General features: G+C 71.1%; 15 protein-coding genes and 1 pseudogene. 12 read left to right on the top strand and 4 right to left on the bottom strand.

The window, feature by feature from the left end; genetic code table 11:
* The gene (locus Cs7R123_RS09410) at nucleotides 1-555 is read left to right on the top strand and encodes a hypothetical protein (protein WP_212825210.1); all 555 of its coding nucleotides are present in this window, start codon (nucleotides 1-3) and stop codon (nucleotides 553-555) included.
* A 90-nt stretch (nucleotides 556-645) separates the two neighbouring features.
* On the opposite strand, the gene Cs7R123_RS09405 is transcribed toward Cs7R123_RS09410, so the two are convergent.
* Nucleotides 646-930, bottom strand: a complete 285-nt coding sequence (locus tag Cs7R123_RS09405) for a ferredoxin (protein ID WP_212825208.1) — start codon at nucleotides 928-930, stop codon at nucleotides 646-648.
* Between the two features lie 195 nt (nucleotides 931-1,125).
* Between Cs7R123_RS09405 and arc the strand changes: the two genes are divergently transcribed.
* Nucleotides 1,126-2,892: a proteasome ATPase gene (gene arc / locus Cs7R123_RS09400; protein WP_212825206.1), complete on the top strand. Its 1,767-nt coding sequence runs from the start codon at nucleotides 1,126-1,128 to the stop codon at nucleotides 2,890-2,892.
* 63 nt (nucleotides 2,893-2,955) lie between these two features.
* On the opposite strand, the gene Cs7R123_RS09395 is transcribed toward arc, so the two are convergent.
* Nucleotides 2,956-3,954 (bottom strand): glycosyltransferase family 2 protein, encoded by a 999-nt coding sequence (locus Cs7R123_RS09395; protein ID WP_212825204.1) that lies wholly within the window; start codon nucleotides 3,952-3,954, stop codon nucleotides 2,956-2,958.
* Between the two features lie 155 nt (nucleotides 3,955-4,109).
* Here Cs7R123_RS09395 and Cs7R123_RS09390 point away from each other — a divergent pair, with 155 nt between their 5' ends.
* From Cs7R123_RS09390 to prcA, 6 genes and pseudogenes are all read left to right on the top strand, one after another.
* A complete protein-coding gene (locus tag Cs7R123_RS09390; protein WP_212825202.1) occupies nucleotides 4,110-6,404 on the top strand; it encodes a hypothetical protein in 2,295 nt (764 codons plus the stop codon).
* A gap of 94 nt (nucleotides 6,405-6,498) precedes the next feature.
* Entirely contained in the window at nucleotides 6,499-8,016 is a 1,518-nt protein-coding gene (gene dop, locus Cs7R123_RS09385) for a depupylase/deamidase Dop (protein ID WP_374706927.1), read from the top strand.
* Between the two features lie 62 nt (nucleotides 8,017-8,078).
* Nucleotides 8,079-8,291: a ubiquitin-like protein Pup gene (locus Cs7R123_RS09380; RefSeq protein WP_212825201.1), complete on the top strand. Its 213-nt coding sequence runs from the start codon at nucleotides 8,079-8,081 to the stop codon at nucleotides 8,289-8,291.
* 230 nt (nucleotides 8,292-8,521) lie between these two features.
* A complete protein-coding gene (locus Cs7R123_RS09375) occupies nucleotides 8,522-9,001 on the top strand; it encodes an endonuclease VII domain-containing protein (protein ID WP_244871722.1) in 480 nt (159 codons plus the stop codon).
* On the top strand, nucleotides 8,920-9,762 hold the full coding sequence (prcB, locus tag Cs7R123_RS09370; RefSeq protein ID WP_212825197.1) for a proteasome subunit beta: 843 nt from the start codon (nucleotides 8,920-8,922) through the stop codon (nucleotides 9,760-9,762). The genes Cs7R123_RS09375 and prcB overlap by 82 nt, the downstream gene beginning before the upstream one ends.
* A gap of 56 nt (nucleotides 9,763-9,818) precedes the next feature.
* Nucleotides 9,819-10,508, top strand: a pseudogene (gene prcA, locus Cs7R123_RS09365) (proteasome subunit alpha); the annotation flags it as partial.
* A gap of 77 nt (nucleotides 10,509-10,585) precedes the next feature.
* Here prcA and rfbB read toward each other — a convergent pair.
* Nucleotides 10,586-11,578 carry a dTDP-glucose 4,6-dehydratase gene (gene rfbB / locus Cs7R123_RS09360; RefSeq protein ID WP_212825193.1) on the bottom strand — a complete coding sequence of 331 codons (993 nt, stop codon included), beginning with the start codon at nucleotides 11,576-11,578 and terminating at the stop codon, nucleotides 10,586-10,588.
* A 214-nt stretch (nucleotides 11,579-11,792) separates the two neighbouring features.
* Between rfbB and pafA the strand changes: the two genes are divergently transcribed.
* Together pafA and Cs7R123_RS09350 are read left to right on the top strand one after the other, a co-directional pair.
* The gene (pafA, locus tag Cs7R123_RS09355) at nucleotides 11,793-13,151 is read left to right on the top strand and encodes a Pup--protein ligase (protein ID WP_212825192.1); all 1,359 of its coding nucleotides are present in this window, start codon (nucleotides 11,793-11,795) and stop codon (nucleotides 13,149-13,151) included.
* Nucleotides 13,152-13,269: 118 nt separating this feature from the next.
* Nucleotides 13,270-13,482, top strand: a complete 213-nt coding sequence (locus tag Cs7R123_RS09350) for a hypothetical protein (protein WP_212829309.1) — start codon at nucleotides 13,270-13,272, stop codon at nucleotides 13,480-13,482.
* Nucleotides 13,483-13,613: 131 nt separating this feature from the next.
* Here the strand turns inward: Cs7R123_RS09350 and Cs7R123_RS09345 are convergent, their stop codons facing one another.
* Entirely contained in the window at nucleotides 13,614-14,693 is a 1,080-nt protein-coding gene (locus tag Cs7R123_RS09345) for a DUF3866 family protein (protein WP_212825190.1), read from the bottom strand.
* 254 nt (nucleotides 14,694-14,947) lie between these two features.
* On the opposite strand from Cs7R123_RS09345, the gene Cs7R123_RS09340 reads away from it, so the two are divergent.
* Nucleotides 14,948-15,946 (top strand): YafY family protein, encoded by a 999-nt coding sequence (locus Cs7R123_RS09340; RefSeq protein WP_212825188.1) that lies wholly within the window; start codon nucleotides 14,948-14,950, stop codon nucleotides 15,944-15,946.
* Nucleotides 15,943-16,890: a YafY family protein gene (locus Cs7R123_RS09335; RefSeq protein ID WP_212825186.1), complete on the top strand. Its 948-nt coding sequence runs from the start codon at nucleotides 15,943-15,945 to the stop codon at nucleotides 16,888-16,890. Before Cs7R123_RS09340 ends, Cs7R123_RS09335 begins: the two co-directional genes overlap by 4 nt.
* The last annotated feature ends 18 nt before the right edge of the window (nucleotides 16,891-16,908 follow it).

Here is a 16,908-nt window from a genome sequence, read left to right as displayed (position 1 = left end):
GTGCCCGGGTCGGTCTTCCCCGACTGGTCGCCCTACCCCGACCTGGACTCGGCGGCGCGGGCCTACCTGCGCGACCCCGAGGTGGCGCTGGAGGCCCTGGAGGGTGTCCTGCGCGGCACCCAGGTGCTGGGGTTCACCCTGGAGCGCTTCGTCAACGAGTTCAACGGGGTGTGGCAGGAGGTGGTGGTCTGCGACGGGTCGCGGCTGCTGCTGTGGCACGGCGAGGACACGGCCCCCGGTGACGGCCCGCCCGGCTCGATGATCTCCTCGCTGCGGGTGGTGCCCCTGTCGGTGATCACCGAGGTGGGCTGCCGCCGCCGGCTGACCCGGACCACGGCGGGGCACCTGCGCGTCGACAGCGTCGACGTGTACCTGCTGCTCAGCTCGCTGGACGAGTCGTCCAACGGGCATCCGCTGGACGACCCGCAGCACGTGGTGCGCCAGGACGCGCTGCGCTTCGGCAAGACCATGGAGGACGGCGGCTCGGGCCAGATCTCCCGCCTGGAGGAGTTCGCCCAGCTCATCGCCTCACTGGCCGGGCGCCCGATGCTCTGACCGGCAGATACGACGATAAAGGCCCCGTTACCCGGTATTCACCGGAACGGGGCCTTTGCCGTTTTAAGCTGTAAGCGGACAGCGACCGGGTCAGCGCAGTGCGTTGCGCTCGTCCTCGGTCAGCGGCTCGGAGTCGGCGTCGCGCTGGATGTGGATGCACTCACCAGGGCACTCGTTGGCCGCGTCGATGACCTCCAGCCGCAGGTGGGCCGGGATGCCGACGGTCGCGCCGGCCGCCATCAGCAGCTCACCGTCCTCGCCCTTCACGTAGGCCAGGCCGTCGACGTCGAACTCGAACACCTCGGGTGCGTACTGCACGCACAGGCCGTCGCCCGTGCACAGATCCTGATCCACCCGCACCCGCAGCTCTGTCACGTGCTGACCCTAGCGCGCCGCCGCCCCGCCCCGCCCGGCAGGGCCGCGCCGGGGGCGATTTCTCGATCACCTTCTTCGGTACGCGGGTGTCGGGAGGGTTCAACTGGGGCGATCAGCCGCTAGTGTTAGGAGCACCCTTGATGTCGGCCCGATCGAGGTGGGACCGACAGGAGGACACCCCCGGGGAGGTGGGACGTGGCAAAAAGCGACGACGCGGATGCGCGCGCCGCGCGGTGGGAGAAGGAAGCCAACGATCTCTCCACTCAGGTCGCGTTCCTGCAAGAGGAGCTCGCCCTGTTGCGGCGGAAGTTGAGCGAGAGTCCACGGCACGTACGGCAGCTGGAGGAGCGGCTCGCCGCGACCCAGGCACAGCTGGCGCGCCTGACCGAGAACAACGAACGACTGGTGGCCACGCTGAAGGAAGCGCGCGCCCAGATCGTCACGCTCAAGGAGGAGATCGACCGCCTGGCGCAGCCGCCGAGCGGTTACGGTGTCTTCCTGTCCCGGCATGAAGACGGCACGGTGGACGTCTTCACCGGCGGGCGCAAGCTGCGAGTGGCCGTGTCGCCGTCGCTGGACGTCGACGCGCTGCAGCGCGGGCAGGAAGTCCTGCTCAACGACGCCCTGAACATCGTCGACGCGCTCGGCTTCGAGCGGGTCGGCGAGGTCGTCATGCTCAAGGAGATCCTCGACGGGGGTGACCGCGCACTGGTCATCTCGCACGCCGACGAGGAGCGGATCGTGTTCCTGGCCGAAGGTCTGATCGAGAGCACGCTGCGGTCCGGCGACTCCCTCATGATCGAGCCCCGGTCGGCGTACGCGTACGAGCGCATCCCCAAGAGCGAGGTCGAGGACCTCGTGCTGGAGGAGGTGCCCGACGTCGACTACACCGACATCGGCGGCCTGGTGCACCAGATCGAGCAGATCCGCGACGCCGTGGAGCTGCCCTTCCTGCACGCGGACCTGTTCCGCGAGCACCACCTCCGTCCCCCGAAGGGTGTGCTGCTCTACGGCCCGCCCGGCTGCGGCAAGACCCTCATCGCCAAGGCGGTGGCCAACTCGCTGGCCAAGAAGATCGCCGAGCGCCGCGGTGAGGAGAAGAAGACCAGCTACTTCCTCAACATCAAGGGCCCGGAGCTGCTCAACAAGTACGTCGGCGAGACCGAGCGGCACATCCGGCTGATCTTCCAGCGAGCTCGGGAGAAGGCCTCCGAGGGTACGCCGGTGATCGTGTTCTTCGACGAGATGGACTCGATCTTCCGTACCCGCGGCTCCGGCGTCTCCTCGGACGTGGAGAACACCATCGTCCCGCAGCTGCTGAGCGAGATCGACGGCGTGGAGGGCCTGGAGAACGTCATCATCATCGGCGCCTCCAACCGCGAGGACATGATCGACCCGGCCATCCTGCGCCCGGGCCGGCTCGACGTGAAGATCAAGATCGAGCGGCCCGACGCCGAGGCGGCCAAGGACATCTTCAGCAAGTACATCCTGACCGGCCTGCCGCTGTCCCCGGACGACCTGGCAGAGCACGGCGGTTCCGCCGAGGCGTGCGTGCACGCGATGATCAACTCGGTGGTGCTGCGGATGTACTCCGAGACCGAGGAGAACCGCTTCCTGGAGGTCACCTACGCCAACGGTGACAAGGAGGTCCTGTACTTCAAGGACTTCAACTCCGGCGCGATGATCCAGAACATCGTCGACCGCGGCAAGAAGATGGCGATCAAGGAGTTCCTGTCCTCGGGCAAGAAGGGGCTGCGCCTGCAGCACCTGCTCGACGCCTGCCTGGACGAGTTCCGCGAGAACGAGGACCTCCCCAACACCACCAACCCCGACGACTGGGCCCGCATCTCCGGCAAGAAGGGCGAGCGGATCGTGTACATCCGCACGCTGGTCTCCGGCGGCAAGGGCACCGAGTCCGGGCGCTCGATCGACACGGTCAGCAACACCGGCCAGTACCTGTAACCGGCACAGGACACAGACGGCGGGTGCACCCATCGGGTGCACCCGCCGCCGTACGTTCGGGGGTCAGCGCGCCGCGAGCCCGCTCAGCCGGTCGCCGTCGGCCTCGTCGACGGGCTCCTGCGCGGGCACGTGCATGGCCGAGTCGTACCCGACGATGTACGTCGGCCGGCCCTTGACCTCGGCATACAGCCGCCCGAGGTACTCACCGAGCAGGCCCAGGCACAGCAGTTGCAGGCCGCCGACGAACAGGATCGCGGTGAACAGCGACGTCCAGCCGCTGACCGTGTCGCCCCGGGAGTGCTGCACGATGCTGTAGACGCCCAGCACCAGGCAGGCCAGGAAGGTCAGCAGGCCGGACCAGGTCGCCAGGCGCAGCGGCGCGGCCGAGAAGTTCGTGACGCTGTCGACCGCCAGCTTGATCATCTTGCTCAGCGGGTACTTCGTGCTGCCCGCCGCACGCGCGTCGCGCCGGTAGGTCACCTCGCCGCTGGGGAAGCCCAGCCACGGCACCAGCAGCCGGTACACCGGCTGGTGCTCCGGCATCGCCTTCAGCGCGTCCACCGCGATCCGGCTCAGCAGCCGGAAGTCCCCGGCGTTGTGCGGGATCTTCTTGCCGACCAGGCGCCGCATCATCCGGTAGTACAGCTGCGCGGTGTGCCGCTTGAAGAAGGAGTCCGTGGTGCGGTCGTCGCGCACGCCGTACACGATGTCGAGGTCCTCGGCGCGGGCCAGGTCGAGCATCTCCAGGATCTTCTCCGGCGGATCCTGCAGGTCGGCGTCGATGCTGGCCACGTAGTGCCCGCGCGAGCGGTGCAGGCCCGCGGTCAGCGCGGCCTGGTGGCCGCTGTTGCGCCGCAGCCGCACCACGCGCAGGCCCGGCCACTGCCGGGCCGCCTGGATCAGCGCGGCCCCGGTCGCGTCGGTGCTGCCGTCGTCGACCGCGACGACCTCATAGGCGATCCCGGCACCGTCCAGCAGCGGCCGCAGGCGGGCGATGAGCAGAGGCAGGACCTCCTGCTCGTTGTACATCGGAATCACGACCGACAGCAGCGGCACGTTCATCGCGGGGGTCCCTCCACAGGCACGGACGCGCGGATATTACCCGCCGGAGGGCATTTTCGCCGATCAGGCGGATCGATGTGGTCGGCGCCCGGAGGCTGCCCGCTGGCTATCATCTACCGGCCGGGATGCCGGTCCGAGCCTAGGAGACAGAGGTAATGGTGTCACCAGAGCTGCTCGACCGGAGCGCCCCCGACGCCGTGGCGCCCGCCGGGCCCCGCCGCGCCGCCCCCGGCGACGGCCTCCTGCGCTGGGTCCCGGCGGCGAGCGCGCTGGCCGTGCTGGCCGCCCTGCTCCTGCGCAGCGGCACCGCCCCGCTCGACATCCTCCGCTTCGCCGCGTACGCGCTGCTGGCGGTCACCCTGCCGGGCACCCTGGTCTACCGCGCGCTGCGCCGCCACCCGCACACCTTCGTCGAGGACGTGGCGCTGGGCGCCGCCGTCGGGCTCACCCTCGAACTGGCCGCCTGGGCGGCCCTCTCGGCGCTGGACCTGCGCCCGTACAGCTGGCTGTGGCCCGCCGCCGTGTACCTGCCGTTCCTGGCCGTGCCCCGGCTGCGCCGCCACTGGCGGCCCCGGGCCTACCCCGAGCAGACCGGCTGGGGCTGGGCCTGGTCCGTCGCGGCCGTGGTCATCTTCTTCTCGTCCTACCTGTTCGTGGTCTTCCTCGACCGCAACCCGATCCTGCCCACCGGCGAGGACACCCGGCAGTACCTCGACCTCGCCTACCAGCTCTCGCTGGCGGGCGAGGCGAGCAACCACTTCCCGCTGCACCTGCCGCAGGCCGCCGCGGAACCGCTGAACTACCACTGGTTCGGCTACGCGCACATGGCCATGGCCGGCCGCGTCGCCGGGGTGGACCTGACCGTGGTGTCGCTGCGGCTGGCCGTGCCCGCCCTGTGCGCCGCCGCGATCGTGCTCACCGCCGTGGTCGCCCGGCGCGTCAGCGGCCGCCCCTACGCCGGGGTCGCGGCCGCCGTGCTGATGTGGGTCGTCGGCGAGATCAACTTCACCGACCCGGTCACCCAGCCGTTCGGCACGTTCACCATGTTCGTGGTCTGGCACGGCATGTCGATCACGTACAGCTGGGTGCTCCTGATCGCGCTGATCGCCGTGCTCGCCGACGGGCTCACCGCACCGGCGCAGGCAGGGGCACCGCGCATCGGCCTGCCCGGCGCATACGTGCTGACCGGGCTGCTCGCCCTGGCCGCCTCCGGCGCCAAAGCCAGCGTGCTGCCGGTTACCCTCGGCGCCATGGCCCTCACCGGCCTGGTGCTGCTGATCACCCGGCGGCGCGTCCCCTGGCACGTGGTCGGCCTGGGCGCCGTGCTCGGCGCGGCCCAGCTGTTCGCCACGGCGGTGCTGTTCCGCTTCCAGACCTACGGCCTGGAGTTCGACCCGTTCGACAACGTCATGCGGTTCTGGCGGGCGCCGAACGACCGCGGGCTGCCCGAGGCCGTCGCCGCGGTGCTGGTCTTCCTCGCCTTCGGGCTCAACATCCTGGTCAAGTACCTCGGCGCCCTGCCGCTGCTGCGGCGGCAGCGCTGGCGGCTGGAACCCGCGCAGCTGCTGCTCGTCGGCGGCGCCCTGGCCGGCCCCGCCCTCTACCTGAGCTTCGCCAGCGACAACGCGCAGTACTTCACCCGCGCCGGGGTCACCTTCGGCGTGCTGCTGGCCGGCTGGGGCTGGGCCGACCTGGCCGCCCGAACCCCGCTGAGCGGCCGCGCCAAGGCCGCCCTCACCGCCGCCGCCGTCTCGTACGCCGCCGTGCTCACCGCCGTCCAGCTTGACTGGGCCGAAGGGGAGCACGGCGGCGGCCTCGACCGGCTGATGCCCATCCTCACCTGGTCCGCGGTGCTCGCCGCCGCCGGTGCGGTCGCCGCCTGCCTCTGGCCGCTCGTACGCCGCGCCCACCCCGGACTGCGCGGCACGGGCGCCCTGGTCGCCCTCTCGGCGGTGCTGCTGGCCGGAGCCCCCGGCTACGCCATGGACGTGGCGAAGTCCCTGCGCACGCCCAACGGCGGCGCCTACTTCACCGTCGAGCTGCCGCGCTCGCGCGTCGACGCGGCCCGGTGGATCCGCGAACACAGCAATCCCGAAGACGTTCTTGCCACCAACGACCACTGCCTGAACCGTCCCAAGCCCGGGACCGGCTGCGATGCCCGCTCGTTCTGGCTCAGCGCCTACGCCGAGCGCGAAGTCCTCGTCGAGTCGTGGGGCTTCGCCCCGCGCCGCTTCACCGTCCCCAACGAGGGCTTCTGGGACCTTGACCTGCTGAAACGCAACGACGCGGCGTTCGCCGACCCGACCCCGGCCGGGCTGGCCCAGCTCAAGGCCCTCGGCGTGCGCTGGCTCGTGGTCGATCGAGACGTGTCAGCCGAATCGCCGACCCTAGCCACCCTCGCCGACCTGCGCTTCGACAACGGCCGCCTCGCCGTCTACCGCCTGCGCTGACCCGCTCCGGGCCACCCGTCCGGCCGGGTCCGACCCGGCCGTGAGGATGGCGCTCTCCTCGTCTCACCGGCCGGGGTGTGAGAGGCTTCGTTGCATGAGTGTTCGCCGGATCATGGGCACCGAGGTCGAATACGGCATCTCGGTGCCAGGTCAGCCCGGGGCCAACCCGATGGTGACCTCCTCCCAGGTCGTCAACGCCTACGGCGCCCGCCCCGAGCTCGCCCGCGGCGGCCGCGCCCGGTGGGACTACGAGGAGGAGTCGCCGCTGCGCGACGCCCGCGGCTTCAGCTACACCGGCGCCGCCTACGACCCCGCGGAGGCCCTGGCCGACGAGGACCTGGGGCTGGCCAACGTCATCCTCACCAACGGCGCCCGGCTGTACGTCGACCACGCGCACCCGGAATACTCCACCCCCGAGGTGACCAACCCGCTCGACATCGTCCGCTGGGACAAGGCCGGCGAGCAGGTCATGGCCGAGGGCGCGCGCCGCGCCGCGACCATCCCGGGCAGCCACCAGATCCACCTGTACAAGAACAACACCGACAACAAGGGCGCCTCCTACGGCGCCCACGAGAACTACCTGATGAAGCGGCAGACCGCGTTCGCCGACATCGTCACGTACCTCACCCCGTTCTTCGTGACCCGGCAGATCTTCTGCGGCGCGGGCCGCGTCGGCATGGGCCAGGACGGCAGCCAGGCCGGGTTCCAGATCAGCCAGCGCGCCGACTTCTTCGAGGTCGAGGTCGGGCTGGAGACCACGCTCAAGCGGCCCATCATCAACACCCGCGACGAGCCGCACGCCGACGCCGACAAGTACCGCCGCCTGCACGTGATCATCGGCGACGCGAACCTGTCCGAGATCTCCACGTACCTCAAGGTCGGCACCACCGCGCTCATCCTGTCGATGATCGAGGACAAGGCGCTCACCACCGACCTGGGCATCGCCGACCCCGTCGCCGAGCTGCGGGCCGTCAGCCACGACCCGAGCCTGCGCCACACCATGCGCCTGCGCGACGGCCGCCGCCTGACCGCGCTGGAGATGCAGTGGGCGTTCCTGGAGCGCGCCCGCGCCTACACGCAGGCCCGTACCGGCGCCGACACCGACGCGATGACCAACGACGTGCTCGACCGCTGGGAGAGCGTGCTGGAGCGGCTGGAGCGCGACCCGATGCTGCTCGCCGACGAGCTGGACTGGGTGGCCAAGCTGCGGCTGCTGGAGGGCTACCGCGAGCGGGAGAACCTCGGCTGGGCGTCGTCCAAGCTCCAGCTGGTGGATCTGCAGTACTCCGACGTGCGCCCCGAGAAGGGCCTCTACCACCGCCTGGTCGCCCGGGGCGCGATGAAGACGCTGCTGGACCCGGAGGCGACCCGGACGGCGATGACCGAGCCGCCGGAGGACACCCGCGCCTACTTCCGCGGCCGGTGCCTGGGCAAGTACGCGTCCGAAGTGGTCGCGGCGAGCTGGGACTCGGTCATCTTCGACGTGGGCCGCGAGGCCCTGGTGCGGGTGCCGATGATGGAGCCCGAACGGGGCACCAAGAAGCACGTCGGCGCACTGTTCGACCGTTGTCCCAGCGCCAAGGACCTGCTGGAATTGATCACCGCGGGGTGATCGCTTTCGTCACCGGTGCGCGCTAGGTTTAAACCCCACGACAGGCTTCAGGGAGGGCGAAGATGGCCACGCAGGACGGTGGACAGTCACAGTCGGGTCGCTCGCGCGGCGAGCAGGAGGCCGAGTCGGTAGCGCCCGAGGTCAATCCCGAGGTGGCCGAGCGCGTCGAGAAGATCAGCGAGGACGTCGACGACATCCTCGACGAGATCGACGCCGTCCTCGAGGAGAACGCCGAGGAGTTTATCCGTGGTTACGTACAAAAAGGCGGACAATAGACTCAGATCGGGGCAAAACGGACATGCCGCTGGCGAACAACGATCGCGATGGCTTACGACGCTGTCGCGATTGTGATCAATGGAAGCCGCTAGTCGAGTTTCACGCCAGCCCCCGTCGCCCCGATGGCCGCGGGAGCTACTGCAAGCCGTGCTTCAACGAACGGTCCAAAGCAAGCTATGCCCGTCGTGTTCAAGTGCGAGAAGGCCGCGGCGTCCAGGTTCGGCGGGTCGTGACGGACGGTCGGAAACACTGTCCTCAGTGCGGTGAGGACAAGCCGCTTGAGGATTTCCCCCGGAACAAGGCCGAGGAATCGGGCTACGCCACTCACTGCAAGCCGTGTCATAACGCGCGCGGGCGTGAGTCGAAGCAGCGCCTATACGGCGGCACGCGCGAATACCACTTGCGGCGTCGCTACAAGATGGGGCAGGCGGAGTTCGACGCGATGTTGGCGGGGCAGGGCGGGGTGTGTGCGATCTGCGGCGCACCGGGACCCGAGCACGTCGACCACGACCACCCGTTCGGTAACGTACGTGGCATCCTTTGCTTCAACTGCAACGGCGGCCTTGGACAGTTCAAGGACGACCGGGCAAACCTTCGCAAGGCGATCGACTACCTGGAGGAGACCTCGTGGCAGCGGGTATTGGTTCACCCGGGCGTCTACCGGCTAGTTTCACCACGCCGGGAACGTCGTCGTTCACCGAGTTCCTGACGCAGGTGGCGCCGGAGCTGCTGCCCGGCCGCCGTCCGCTGCCCGCCGGGATCAGCGCGGACGTGGCGCCCCACGCCACCACCATCGTCGCGATCGCCGGCACCGACGGTGTGGTGATGGCCGGCGACCGCCGCGCGACCATGGGCAACCTCATCGCGAGCCGCGACATCGAGAAGGTGCACCCCGCCGACGTGTACTCGCTGATCGGCATCGCCGGCACCGCGGGTGTCGGCATCGAGCTGATGCGCCTGTTCCAGGTGGAGCTCCAGCACTACGAGAAGATCGAGGGCGCGATGCTCTCGCTCGACGGCAAGGCCAACCGCCTGGCCACGATGATCCGCCAGAACCTGGGCGCGGCCATGCAGGGCCTGGCCGTGATCCCGCTGTTCGCCGGGTTCGACCTGGACGCCAAGGTGCCGGGCAAGGCCGGCCGGATCTTCAGCTTCGACATCGCGGGCGGGCTGTACGAGGAGCACTCGGGCTACGACGCGATCGGCTCGGGTTCGCTGTTCGCGAAGTCGTCGCTGAAGAAGCGGTTCAAGCCGGGCCTGACCGTGGCGCAGGCTGCGCCGCTGGCGATCGAGGCGCTGTTCGACGCCGCCGACGACGACACGGCGACCGGCGGCCCCGACGTCATCCGCAAGATCTTCCCCGTGGTGATGACCGCGACGGCCGAGGGCACGGCACGGTTCACCGACGAGGAGACCGAGGCGATGGCCCAGGCCGTCATCGCGGCGCGCACCGAGCACCCGGTCGGCTGACCGTCCCGAGTAGTCCCGAGTAGTCCATCGGCCGTTCGCAGAAGGAGACAACCGCTGTGGCCATGCAGTTCTACGCCTCGCCTGAGCAGATCATGCGGGACCGCTCGGAGTACGCCCGCAAGGGCATCGCGCGCGGTCGCAGCGTGGTGGTGCTGACGTACGCGGGTGGCGTGCTGTTCGTGGCGGAGAACCTCTCCACCACGCTGCACAAGGTGAGCGAGATTTACGACCGGATCGGCTTCGCGGCCGTGGGCAAGTACAACGAGTTCGAGAACCTGCGGGCGGCCGGGGTGCGGATGGCCGACCTGCGCGGCTACTCCTACGACCGCCGCGACGTCACCGGCCGCGCCCTGGCCAGCGCGTACGCGCAGACCCTCGGCTCGATCTTCTCCGAGCAGGGCAAGCCGTACGAGGTGGAGATCTGCGTCGCCGAGGTCGGCTCCTCGCCCGAGCACGACGAGCTGTACCGGCTGACCTACGACGGGTCGGTCGCGGACGAGCCCGGGTTCATGGCGATGGGCGGCCAGGCCGAGGCGATCGCGGGGGTGCTGCGCGCCGAGCACAGCGCCGAGCACACTCTCGGCGACGCGCTGAAGCTGGCCGTCAAGGCCCTGGCCAGCGTCGGCGGCGACGGCGGCGCGGCCCGTACGCTCGCGGCCGAGCAGCTTGAGGTGGCGGTGCTGGAGCGGGCCCGGCCGGGCCGCAAGTTCCGGCGCGTGACCGGGGCGGCGCTGACCCCGCTGCTGACTCCGCCGACGGCCTGACCGACCTCGCCCGAGACGATGCGGCGCCACCCTTCCCGGGGCGGCGCCGCTGCCGTCTCTCAGGCGGGCTCGGGCAGGGCGGCGGCGCCCTTCAGCGGCTGCCACCAGGCCCGGTTGTCGCGGTACCAGGCGACGGTGGCGGCCAGCCCGGTGGCGAAGCCGACGCGCGGGGCGTACCCGAGCTCCTCGCGGATCCTGGTGTCGTCCAGCGCGTACCGCCGGTCGTGGCCCTTGCGGTCGGCGACGGTGCGGACCAGGTCCGCGTCGCGGCCGGTGGCGGCCAGCAGCAGCCCGGCCAGCTCGCGGTTGGTGAGTTCGGCGGTGCCGCCGACGTGGTAGACGGCGCCGGGCCGCCCGCGCCGCAGCACGAGGTCGATGGCTGCGCAGTGGTCGGCCACGTGCAGCCACTCACGGACCTGGGTGCCGTCTCCGTACAGCGGGACGGGCAGGCCGTCGAGCAGGTTCGTCGTGAACAGCGGGATGATCTTCTCGGGGAACTGGTACGGCCCGTAGTTGTTGGCGCAGCGGGTCACCACGACGTCGAGCCCGTGGGTGGCGTGGTAGGCCAGGGCGAGCAGGTCGCTGCCGGCCTTGGCCGCCGAGTACGGCGAGCGCGGTGCCAGCGGCTGGTCCTCGCGCCAGCGGCCGTGCTCGATGCTGCCGTAGACCTCGTCGGTGGAGACGTGCACGAACCGGCCGACGCCGTGGCGCAGGGCGGCGTCGAGCAGCACCTGGGTGCCGAGCACGTTGGTGCGCACGAACCCGGCGGCGGTGCGCACCGAGCGGTCCACGTGCGTCTCGGCGGCCAGGTGCACGACGGCGTCGTGGCCGGGGACGAGCTGGTCGACGAGGTCGGCGTCGCAGATGTCGCCGGTCACGAAGGTCAGGTGCGGGCTGTCGGCGACGGGGGCGAGGTTGGCGGGGTTGCCGCAGTAGGTGAGCTTGTCGAGCACGGTCACGCTGTCGCCGTGACCGCTGTGCTCGCCGCCGAGCAGGCTGCGGACGTACTGCGAGCCGATGAACCCGGCGCCGCCGGTGACCAGAATTTTCATGACAACGGAAGTTTATGTCACGTTCTGTGTTGTGGGACGTTCGCGGCATGCCGCCTGCGGACATCGACGCTGGCAGGTAGCGTGGAACCGGTCACCCAAGGTGACTGAGTGGTGCCTTACCGACACCTCGGGACGGTGTGTGTCGGGATTACACGCAAGACCTCGCCGCGCGCACAACAGTGACCTTGGGCGTTCGGGCGGCTAGTGTCTTTGTATGGACCGACGAATCTTCGGGCTAGAGACCGAGTACGGTGTCACCTGCACCTACCGGGGCCAGCGACGGCTGTCCCCGGACGAGGTGGCGCGCTACCTGTTCCGTCGGGTCGTCTCATGGGGACGGTCGAGCAACGTCTTCCTCCGCAACGGCGCCCGCCTCTACCTCGACGTCGGTTCCCATCCCGAATACGCCACGCCCGAGTGCGACTCGGTGGTGGACCTGGTCGCCCACGACCGGGCGGGGGAGCGGATTCTCGAGGGCCTGCTCGTCGACGCCGAGAAGCGGCTGCACGACGAGGGCATTGCGGGCGAGATCTACCTGTTCAAGAACAACACCGACTCGGCCGGCAACTCGTACGGCTGCCACGAGAACTACCTGGTCTCGCGGCACGGCGAGTTCGGCCGCCTGGCCGACGTGCTGATCCCGTTCCTGGTCACCCGGCAGCTGATCTGCGGGGCGGGCAAGGTGCTGCAGACCCCGCGCGGGGCCGTGTACTGCCTGTCGCAGCGCGCCGAGCACATCTGGGAGGGCGTCTCCTCGGCGACGACCCGGTCCCGGCCGATCATCAACACCCGCGACGAGCCGCACGCCGACGCCGAGCGCTACCGGCGCCTGCACGTGATCGTCGGCGACTCCAACATGAACGAGGTGACGACGCTGCTCAAGGTGGGCAGCGCCGACCTGGTGCTGCGCATGATCGAGACCGGTGTGGCCATGCCCGACCTGGCGCTGGAGAACCCGATCCGGGCGATCCGCGAGGTCTCGCACGACATCACCGGCCGCCGCAAGGTGCGCCTGGCCAGCGGCAAGGAGGCCAGCGCGCTGGAGATCCAGCGGATCTACCACGAGAAGGCGGTCGAGTTCGTGGCCCGCCGGGCGCCCGACCCCGCCGCGCAGCGCGTGGTGGACCTGTGGGGGCGGGTGCTGACCGCGGTGGAGACCGGCGATCTGGCCTCGGTGGGCCGGGAGATCGACTGGGTGACGAAGCTGCGGCTGATCGAGGCGTACCAGCGCAAGCACGACCTGCCGCTGTCCAGCCCCCGCATCGCCCAGATGGACCTGGCCTACCACGACCTGCGCCGCGGGCGCGGGCTCTACCCGCTGCTGGAGAAGCGCGGCAAGGTCGACCGGGTGGTGACCGACCTGCGCACGTTCGAGGCGAAGGAGACGCCGCCGCAGACGACCCGGGCCCGGCTGCGCGGGGAGTTCATCAAGCACGCGCAGGAGAAGCGGCGCGACTTCACCGTCGACTGGGTGCACCTGAAGCTGAACGACCAGGCCCAGCGCACCGTCCTGTGCAAGGACCCGTTCCGGGCCCACGACGAGCGCGTCGAGCGCCTCATCGCCAGCATGTGACGACCGGCCCACCCAAGATCAACTGAATTGCCGGGCAGCCGGGGGTATGGCGGACCGCATACCCCCGGCTGCCCGGCAATATGAGTGATCTTGGGGGGTGGGCTACGCTCGGAGCATCATGAGCGACCCGAACGACCGCGTGCCCGGCGCCGAGATGCCCGAACGCAACGCCGACGACGTCAAGCTGAGCCGGGGCGAGCGCCGCCGCGAGCGCATCTACCAGGAGATCCAGCGCAACCGGCGGGGCGAGTACACGGTCCCCACCTGGGTCCTGGCCCTGCTCCTGGTCCTGTCGATCGCCGCCATCGCCGCCATCATCATCTTCACCTGACCCGCCCGCCTGCGCGCCCCGCTCGCCCGTGTCGGGCGTTCGTGCAGTTTCGGGGAAAGTGCTGGATCGCGGCCCATTATTCGTGCACTTTCCCCGAAACTGCACGAACCAAAGAGCGCGAGCTGGTGGCGTCAGAGCAGGGTGGCGGCGTGGCGGCCCGCGGCGGCGCAGGTGAGGAAGTACGCGTAGTCCGCGTCCAGGCCCCGGCCCATCGTCGACAGCTTCACCGGCACCGCGCGCAGCGCCTCGTCGAGCCCGCCGCTGTCGACCGTGACGACGCGGTGCCGCCCCGCCAGCGGGGCCAGGTCGGCGTCGATCCGCTCGCGCAGCGCGGCAGGCAGCCCCGAGGGCAGCACCAGGTCGGCCGGGGCGAGCGCGACGCGGCCGTACGCGGTGATGCTGTGGTGCGAGACCCCCCAGTGCCGCTCGCGCGCGTCGGCGTCGGAGACGCGCAGCGCGCCGACGGGCCGCCCGCCCAGCACCGCGGCGGCGTTGACGGCCTCGCCGACGGCGGTGCCGGAGAAGCCCCAGACGGTGCCGGTGCCGAGGTTGCCCGGCCCCTGGCTGACCACGGCGAGGTCGGCGCCCAGGGCGTGGCGGGCGGCGAGCAGTCCGCTGTGGATGTTGACCGCCTCCAGGTCGCCGCCCCAGGCCTGCCCGGCGGTGACGGTCCCGGCGAGGCTGCCCTGCAGGGCGTCGAGGGTGCGGGAGAACCCGGCGGCCAGCGCGCCGCCGTCGGTGAGCACGTACGCGACGCGGGCGTCGGGCGCGTCGGCGCGGATGCCGGCGAGGATCGCGGGCAGCGCCGAGTGCAGGTCAGCGGTGATCACGGGCATCCCGCCGACGTCGGTGGCGTCGACCAGCGCCGCGCGGTGCGGGGAGCCCTCCTCGTCGGCGGCCAGCCGGATGGTCTGCAGCGGGCTGTAACGGGCCTTGACGATGTGCCCGCGCGGCGGCGTGTCCTCGGGCAGCCGGTCGGGGACGGCGACGACCAGGGCGTACCCCCCGGTGCCCAGGCCAAGCGCGAGCGCGTTGGTGTTGAGCAGGACCTCGTCGCCGGGCTGCGGGGTGCCGACGAGGTCGGGGTAGGCCAGGGCCCGTACCGTGGCGGGGTCGTCGGGGGTGCGGGCCGCCAGCACGACGGTGAGCTCCACCGCCCCGCGCCAGCCGCGTACGACCTGCTGCACCGTGCCCCTGCGCCACCGAATCACACGGCGACCCTATCGGCCCCGGCCGCCGGCCCCCGACCGCGCCACCGCACCGGCGGCCCTCCGGCGCGCCGTCACCCGCCCGAGCTACCAACGATCATCCGATTTGCCTGGCAATCGGGGGTTTCGGTGCGGCGTATACCCCCGATTGCCAGGCAAATCGGCGAAGGGGTGGGCGGGGTTCGGGGGTGGGGCCGGATGAGAAGGGACTGTTGCCGGTTAACGCTTGGAGCCTTGGCGCTGCTAGCGTGGCGGTCGTGTCGCGCAGTCGAACTGAACGCCTGGTCAACCTCGTGATCTGTCTGCTGTCCACGCGCCGCTTCCTGACCGCGGCGCAGATCGCCGCGACCGTGCCCGGATACGAGCACGACGCCGACGACGCCCGTGAGCACGAGGCGTTCCAGCGGAAGTTCGAGCGGGACAAAGCGGAACTGCGCGCCCTGGGCGTGCCGCTGGAGACCGGCACCGCCAGTGTCTTCGACACCGAGCCCGGCTACCGCATCGCCCACCGCGACTACGCGCTGCCGGCGATCCCGCTCACCCCCGACGAGGCCGCCGCCGTGGGCGTGGCCGCGCGGCTGTGGCGGCACGCGGGCCTGGCCGCCGCGGCCACCTCGGGCCTGGCCAAGCTGCGCGCGGGCGGCGTCGACGTCGACCCGCACGCGACCCTGGGCGTGGAGCCGGTGGTGGCCGTCGACGCGGCGTTCGAGCCGCTGACCGCCGCCGCGCGGGCCCGCCGCGAGGTGAGCTTCCCCTACCGGGTGCCCGAGGACGACGCGTCGACGGCGCGGCGCCTCCAGCCCTGGGGCGTGGTGTGCTGGCGCGGCCGGTGGTATGTGGTGGGCCACGACATCGACCGCGCCGCGCCGCGCTGCTTCCGGCTGTCGCGCATCGTCGGGCCGGTGCGGGCGGTCGGCGACGAGCAGGCGTTCACGCCGCCCGCCGACCTCGACCTGATCAGCTACGTGGCCCGCTGGTCCGGGCCGGTGGAGCGCAACCGCACCACCAGGGTGCTGGTCGCGCCCGGCCGGGCCGCCGGGGTGCGCCGCTGGGCGGCCAACTGCACCCCGACGCCCGAGGGCGACGTGCTGGAGCTGCGCTACGCCGACCCCGACAGCTTCGCCGCCTGGCTGGTCGGCTACGGGGCCGACGTGAAGGTGCTGGAGCCCGCCGAGGTTCGCGAGGCGACCATCGCCCGGCTGCGCGAGATCGCGGGCGTGGCCGCACCGCAGGAGCTGGTGGAGGCGGTGCGATGACCAGTCCTAAGACCTCGGCCGACCGGCTGGCGCGGCTGCTGAACCTGGTGCCGTACCTGCTGGCGCGGCCGGGGATCGAGCTGACCGAGGCCGCCGCCGACCTGGGTGTGAGCGAGAAGCAGCTGCGGGAGGACCTGGAGCTGCTGTGGGTCTGCGGGCTGCCCGGCTACGGGCCCGGCGACCTGATCGACATGTCGTTCGACGGCGACCGGGTGACCATCACGTACGACGCGGGCATCGACCGGCCGCTGCGGCTCACCCCCGACGAGGCGACCGCGCTGGTCGTGGCGCTGCGGATGCTGGCCGAGACGCCGGGCGTGGCCGACCGCGACGCGATCAACCGGGCGCTGGCCAAGATCGAGCAGGCGGCGGGCGAGCACGACGCCCCGGTGGCGGTGCGCCTGCCCGGCAACGAGGACCGGCTCGCCGAACTGCGTGCCGCCGTCGAGCGGGGCCGCGCGCTGCGGCTGAGCTACTACTCGGCGGCGCGGGACGTCTCCAGCGAGCGCGTGGTCGACCCGATGCGGCTGCTGTCGGTGTCGGGGCGCACGTACCTGGAGGCGTGGTGCCGGGTGGCCGAGGGCGTGCGCCTGTTCCGGGCCGACCGCATCGACGTGCTGACCGAGCTGGACGAGCTGGCCGCGCCGCCGCCGCAGGCGCAGGCCAACGACATCGCCGAGGGCGTGTTCCAGCCGGACCCGCAGGCGCCCACGATGACGCTGCGCGTCGGCCGGGGCGGCCGCTGGATCACCGAGTACTACCCGTGCGAGTCCGTGGTCGAGGTGTCGCCGCAGGAGTGGCTGGTGTCACTGCGGGTCAACGACCTGGACTGGGCTCGCCGCCTGGTGCTCGGGCTCGGCCCGCAGGTCGAGGTCGTCGCCCCGGAGAGCGTGGCCCAGGCGGTCCGCGACAGCGCCGCGCAGGCGCTCGCGGCGTACGCGTAGGCGTTTGGCGATAGGCTG

Source organism: Catellatospora sp. TT07R-123 (assembly GCF_018327705.1).
In the GTDB taxonomy this organism is placed as follows: Bacteria; Actinomycetota; Actinomycetes; order Mycobacteriales; family Micromonosporaceae; genus Catellatospora.
This window is presented reverse-complemented; position numbering and strand designations above follow the sequence as displayed.

Excerpts from the sequence above, each read along its gene's own strand:
- Cs7R123_RS09395 (WP_212825204.1), bottom strand. The coding sequence starts at position 3,954 with ATGAACGTGCCGCTGCTGTCGGTCGTGATTCCGATGTACAACGAGCAG.
- Cs7R123_RS09390 (WP_212825202.1), top strand. The coding sequence starts at position 4,110 with ATGGTGTCACCAGAGCTGCTCGACCGGAGCGCCCCCGACGCCGTGGCG.
- dop (WP_374706927.1), top strand. The coding sequence starts at position 6,499 with ATGAGTGTTCGCCGGATCATGGGCACCGAGGTCGAATACGGCATCTCG.
- Cs7R123_RS09380 (WP_212825201.1), top strand. The coding sequence starts at position 8,079 with ATGGCCACGCAGGACGGTGGACAGTCACAGTCGGGTCGCTCGCGCGGC.
- rfbB (WP_212825193.1), bottom strand. The coding sequence starts at position 11,578 with ATGAAAATTCTGGTCACCGGCGGCGCCGGGTTCATCGGCTCGCAGTAC.
- pafA (WP_212825192.1), top strand. The coding sequence starts at position 11,793 with ATGGACCGACGAATCTTCGGGCTAGAGACCGAGTACGGTGTCACCTGC.
- Cs7R123_RS09350 (WP_212829309.1), top strand. The coding sequence starts at position 13,270 with ATGAGCGACCCGAACGACCGCGTGCCCGGCGCCGAGATGCCCGAACGC.
- Cs7R123_RS09335 (WP_212825186.1), top strand. The coding sequence starts at position 15,943 with ATGACCAGTCCTAAGACCTCGGCCGACCGGCTGGCGCGGCTGCTGAAC.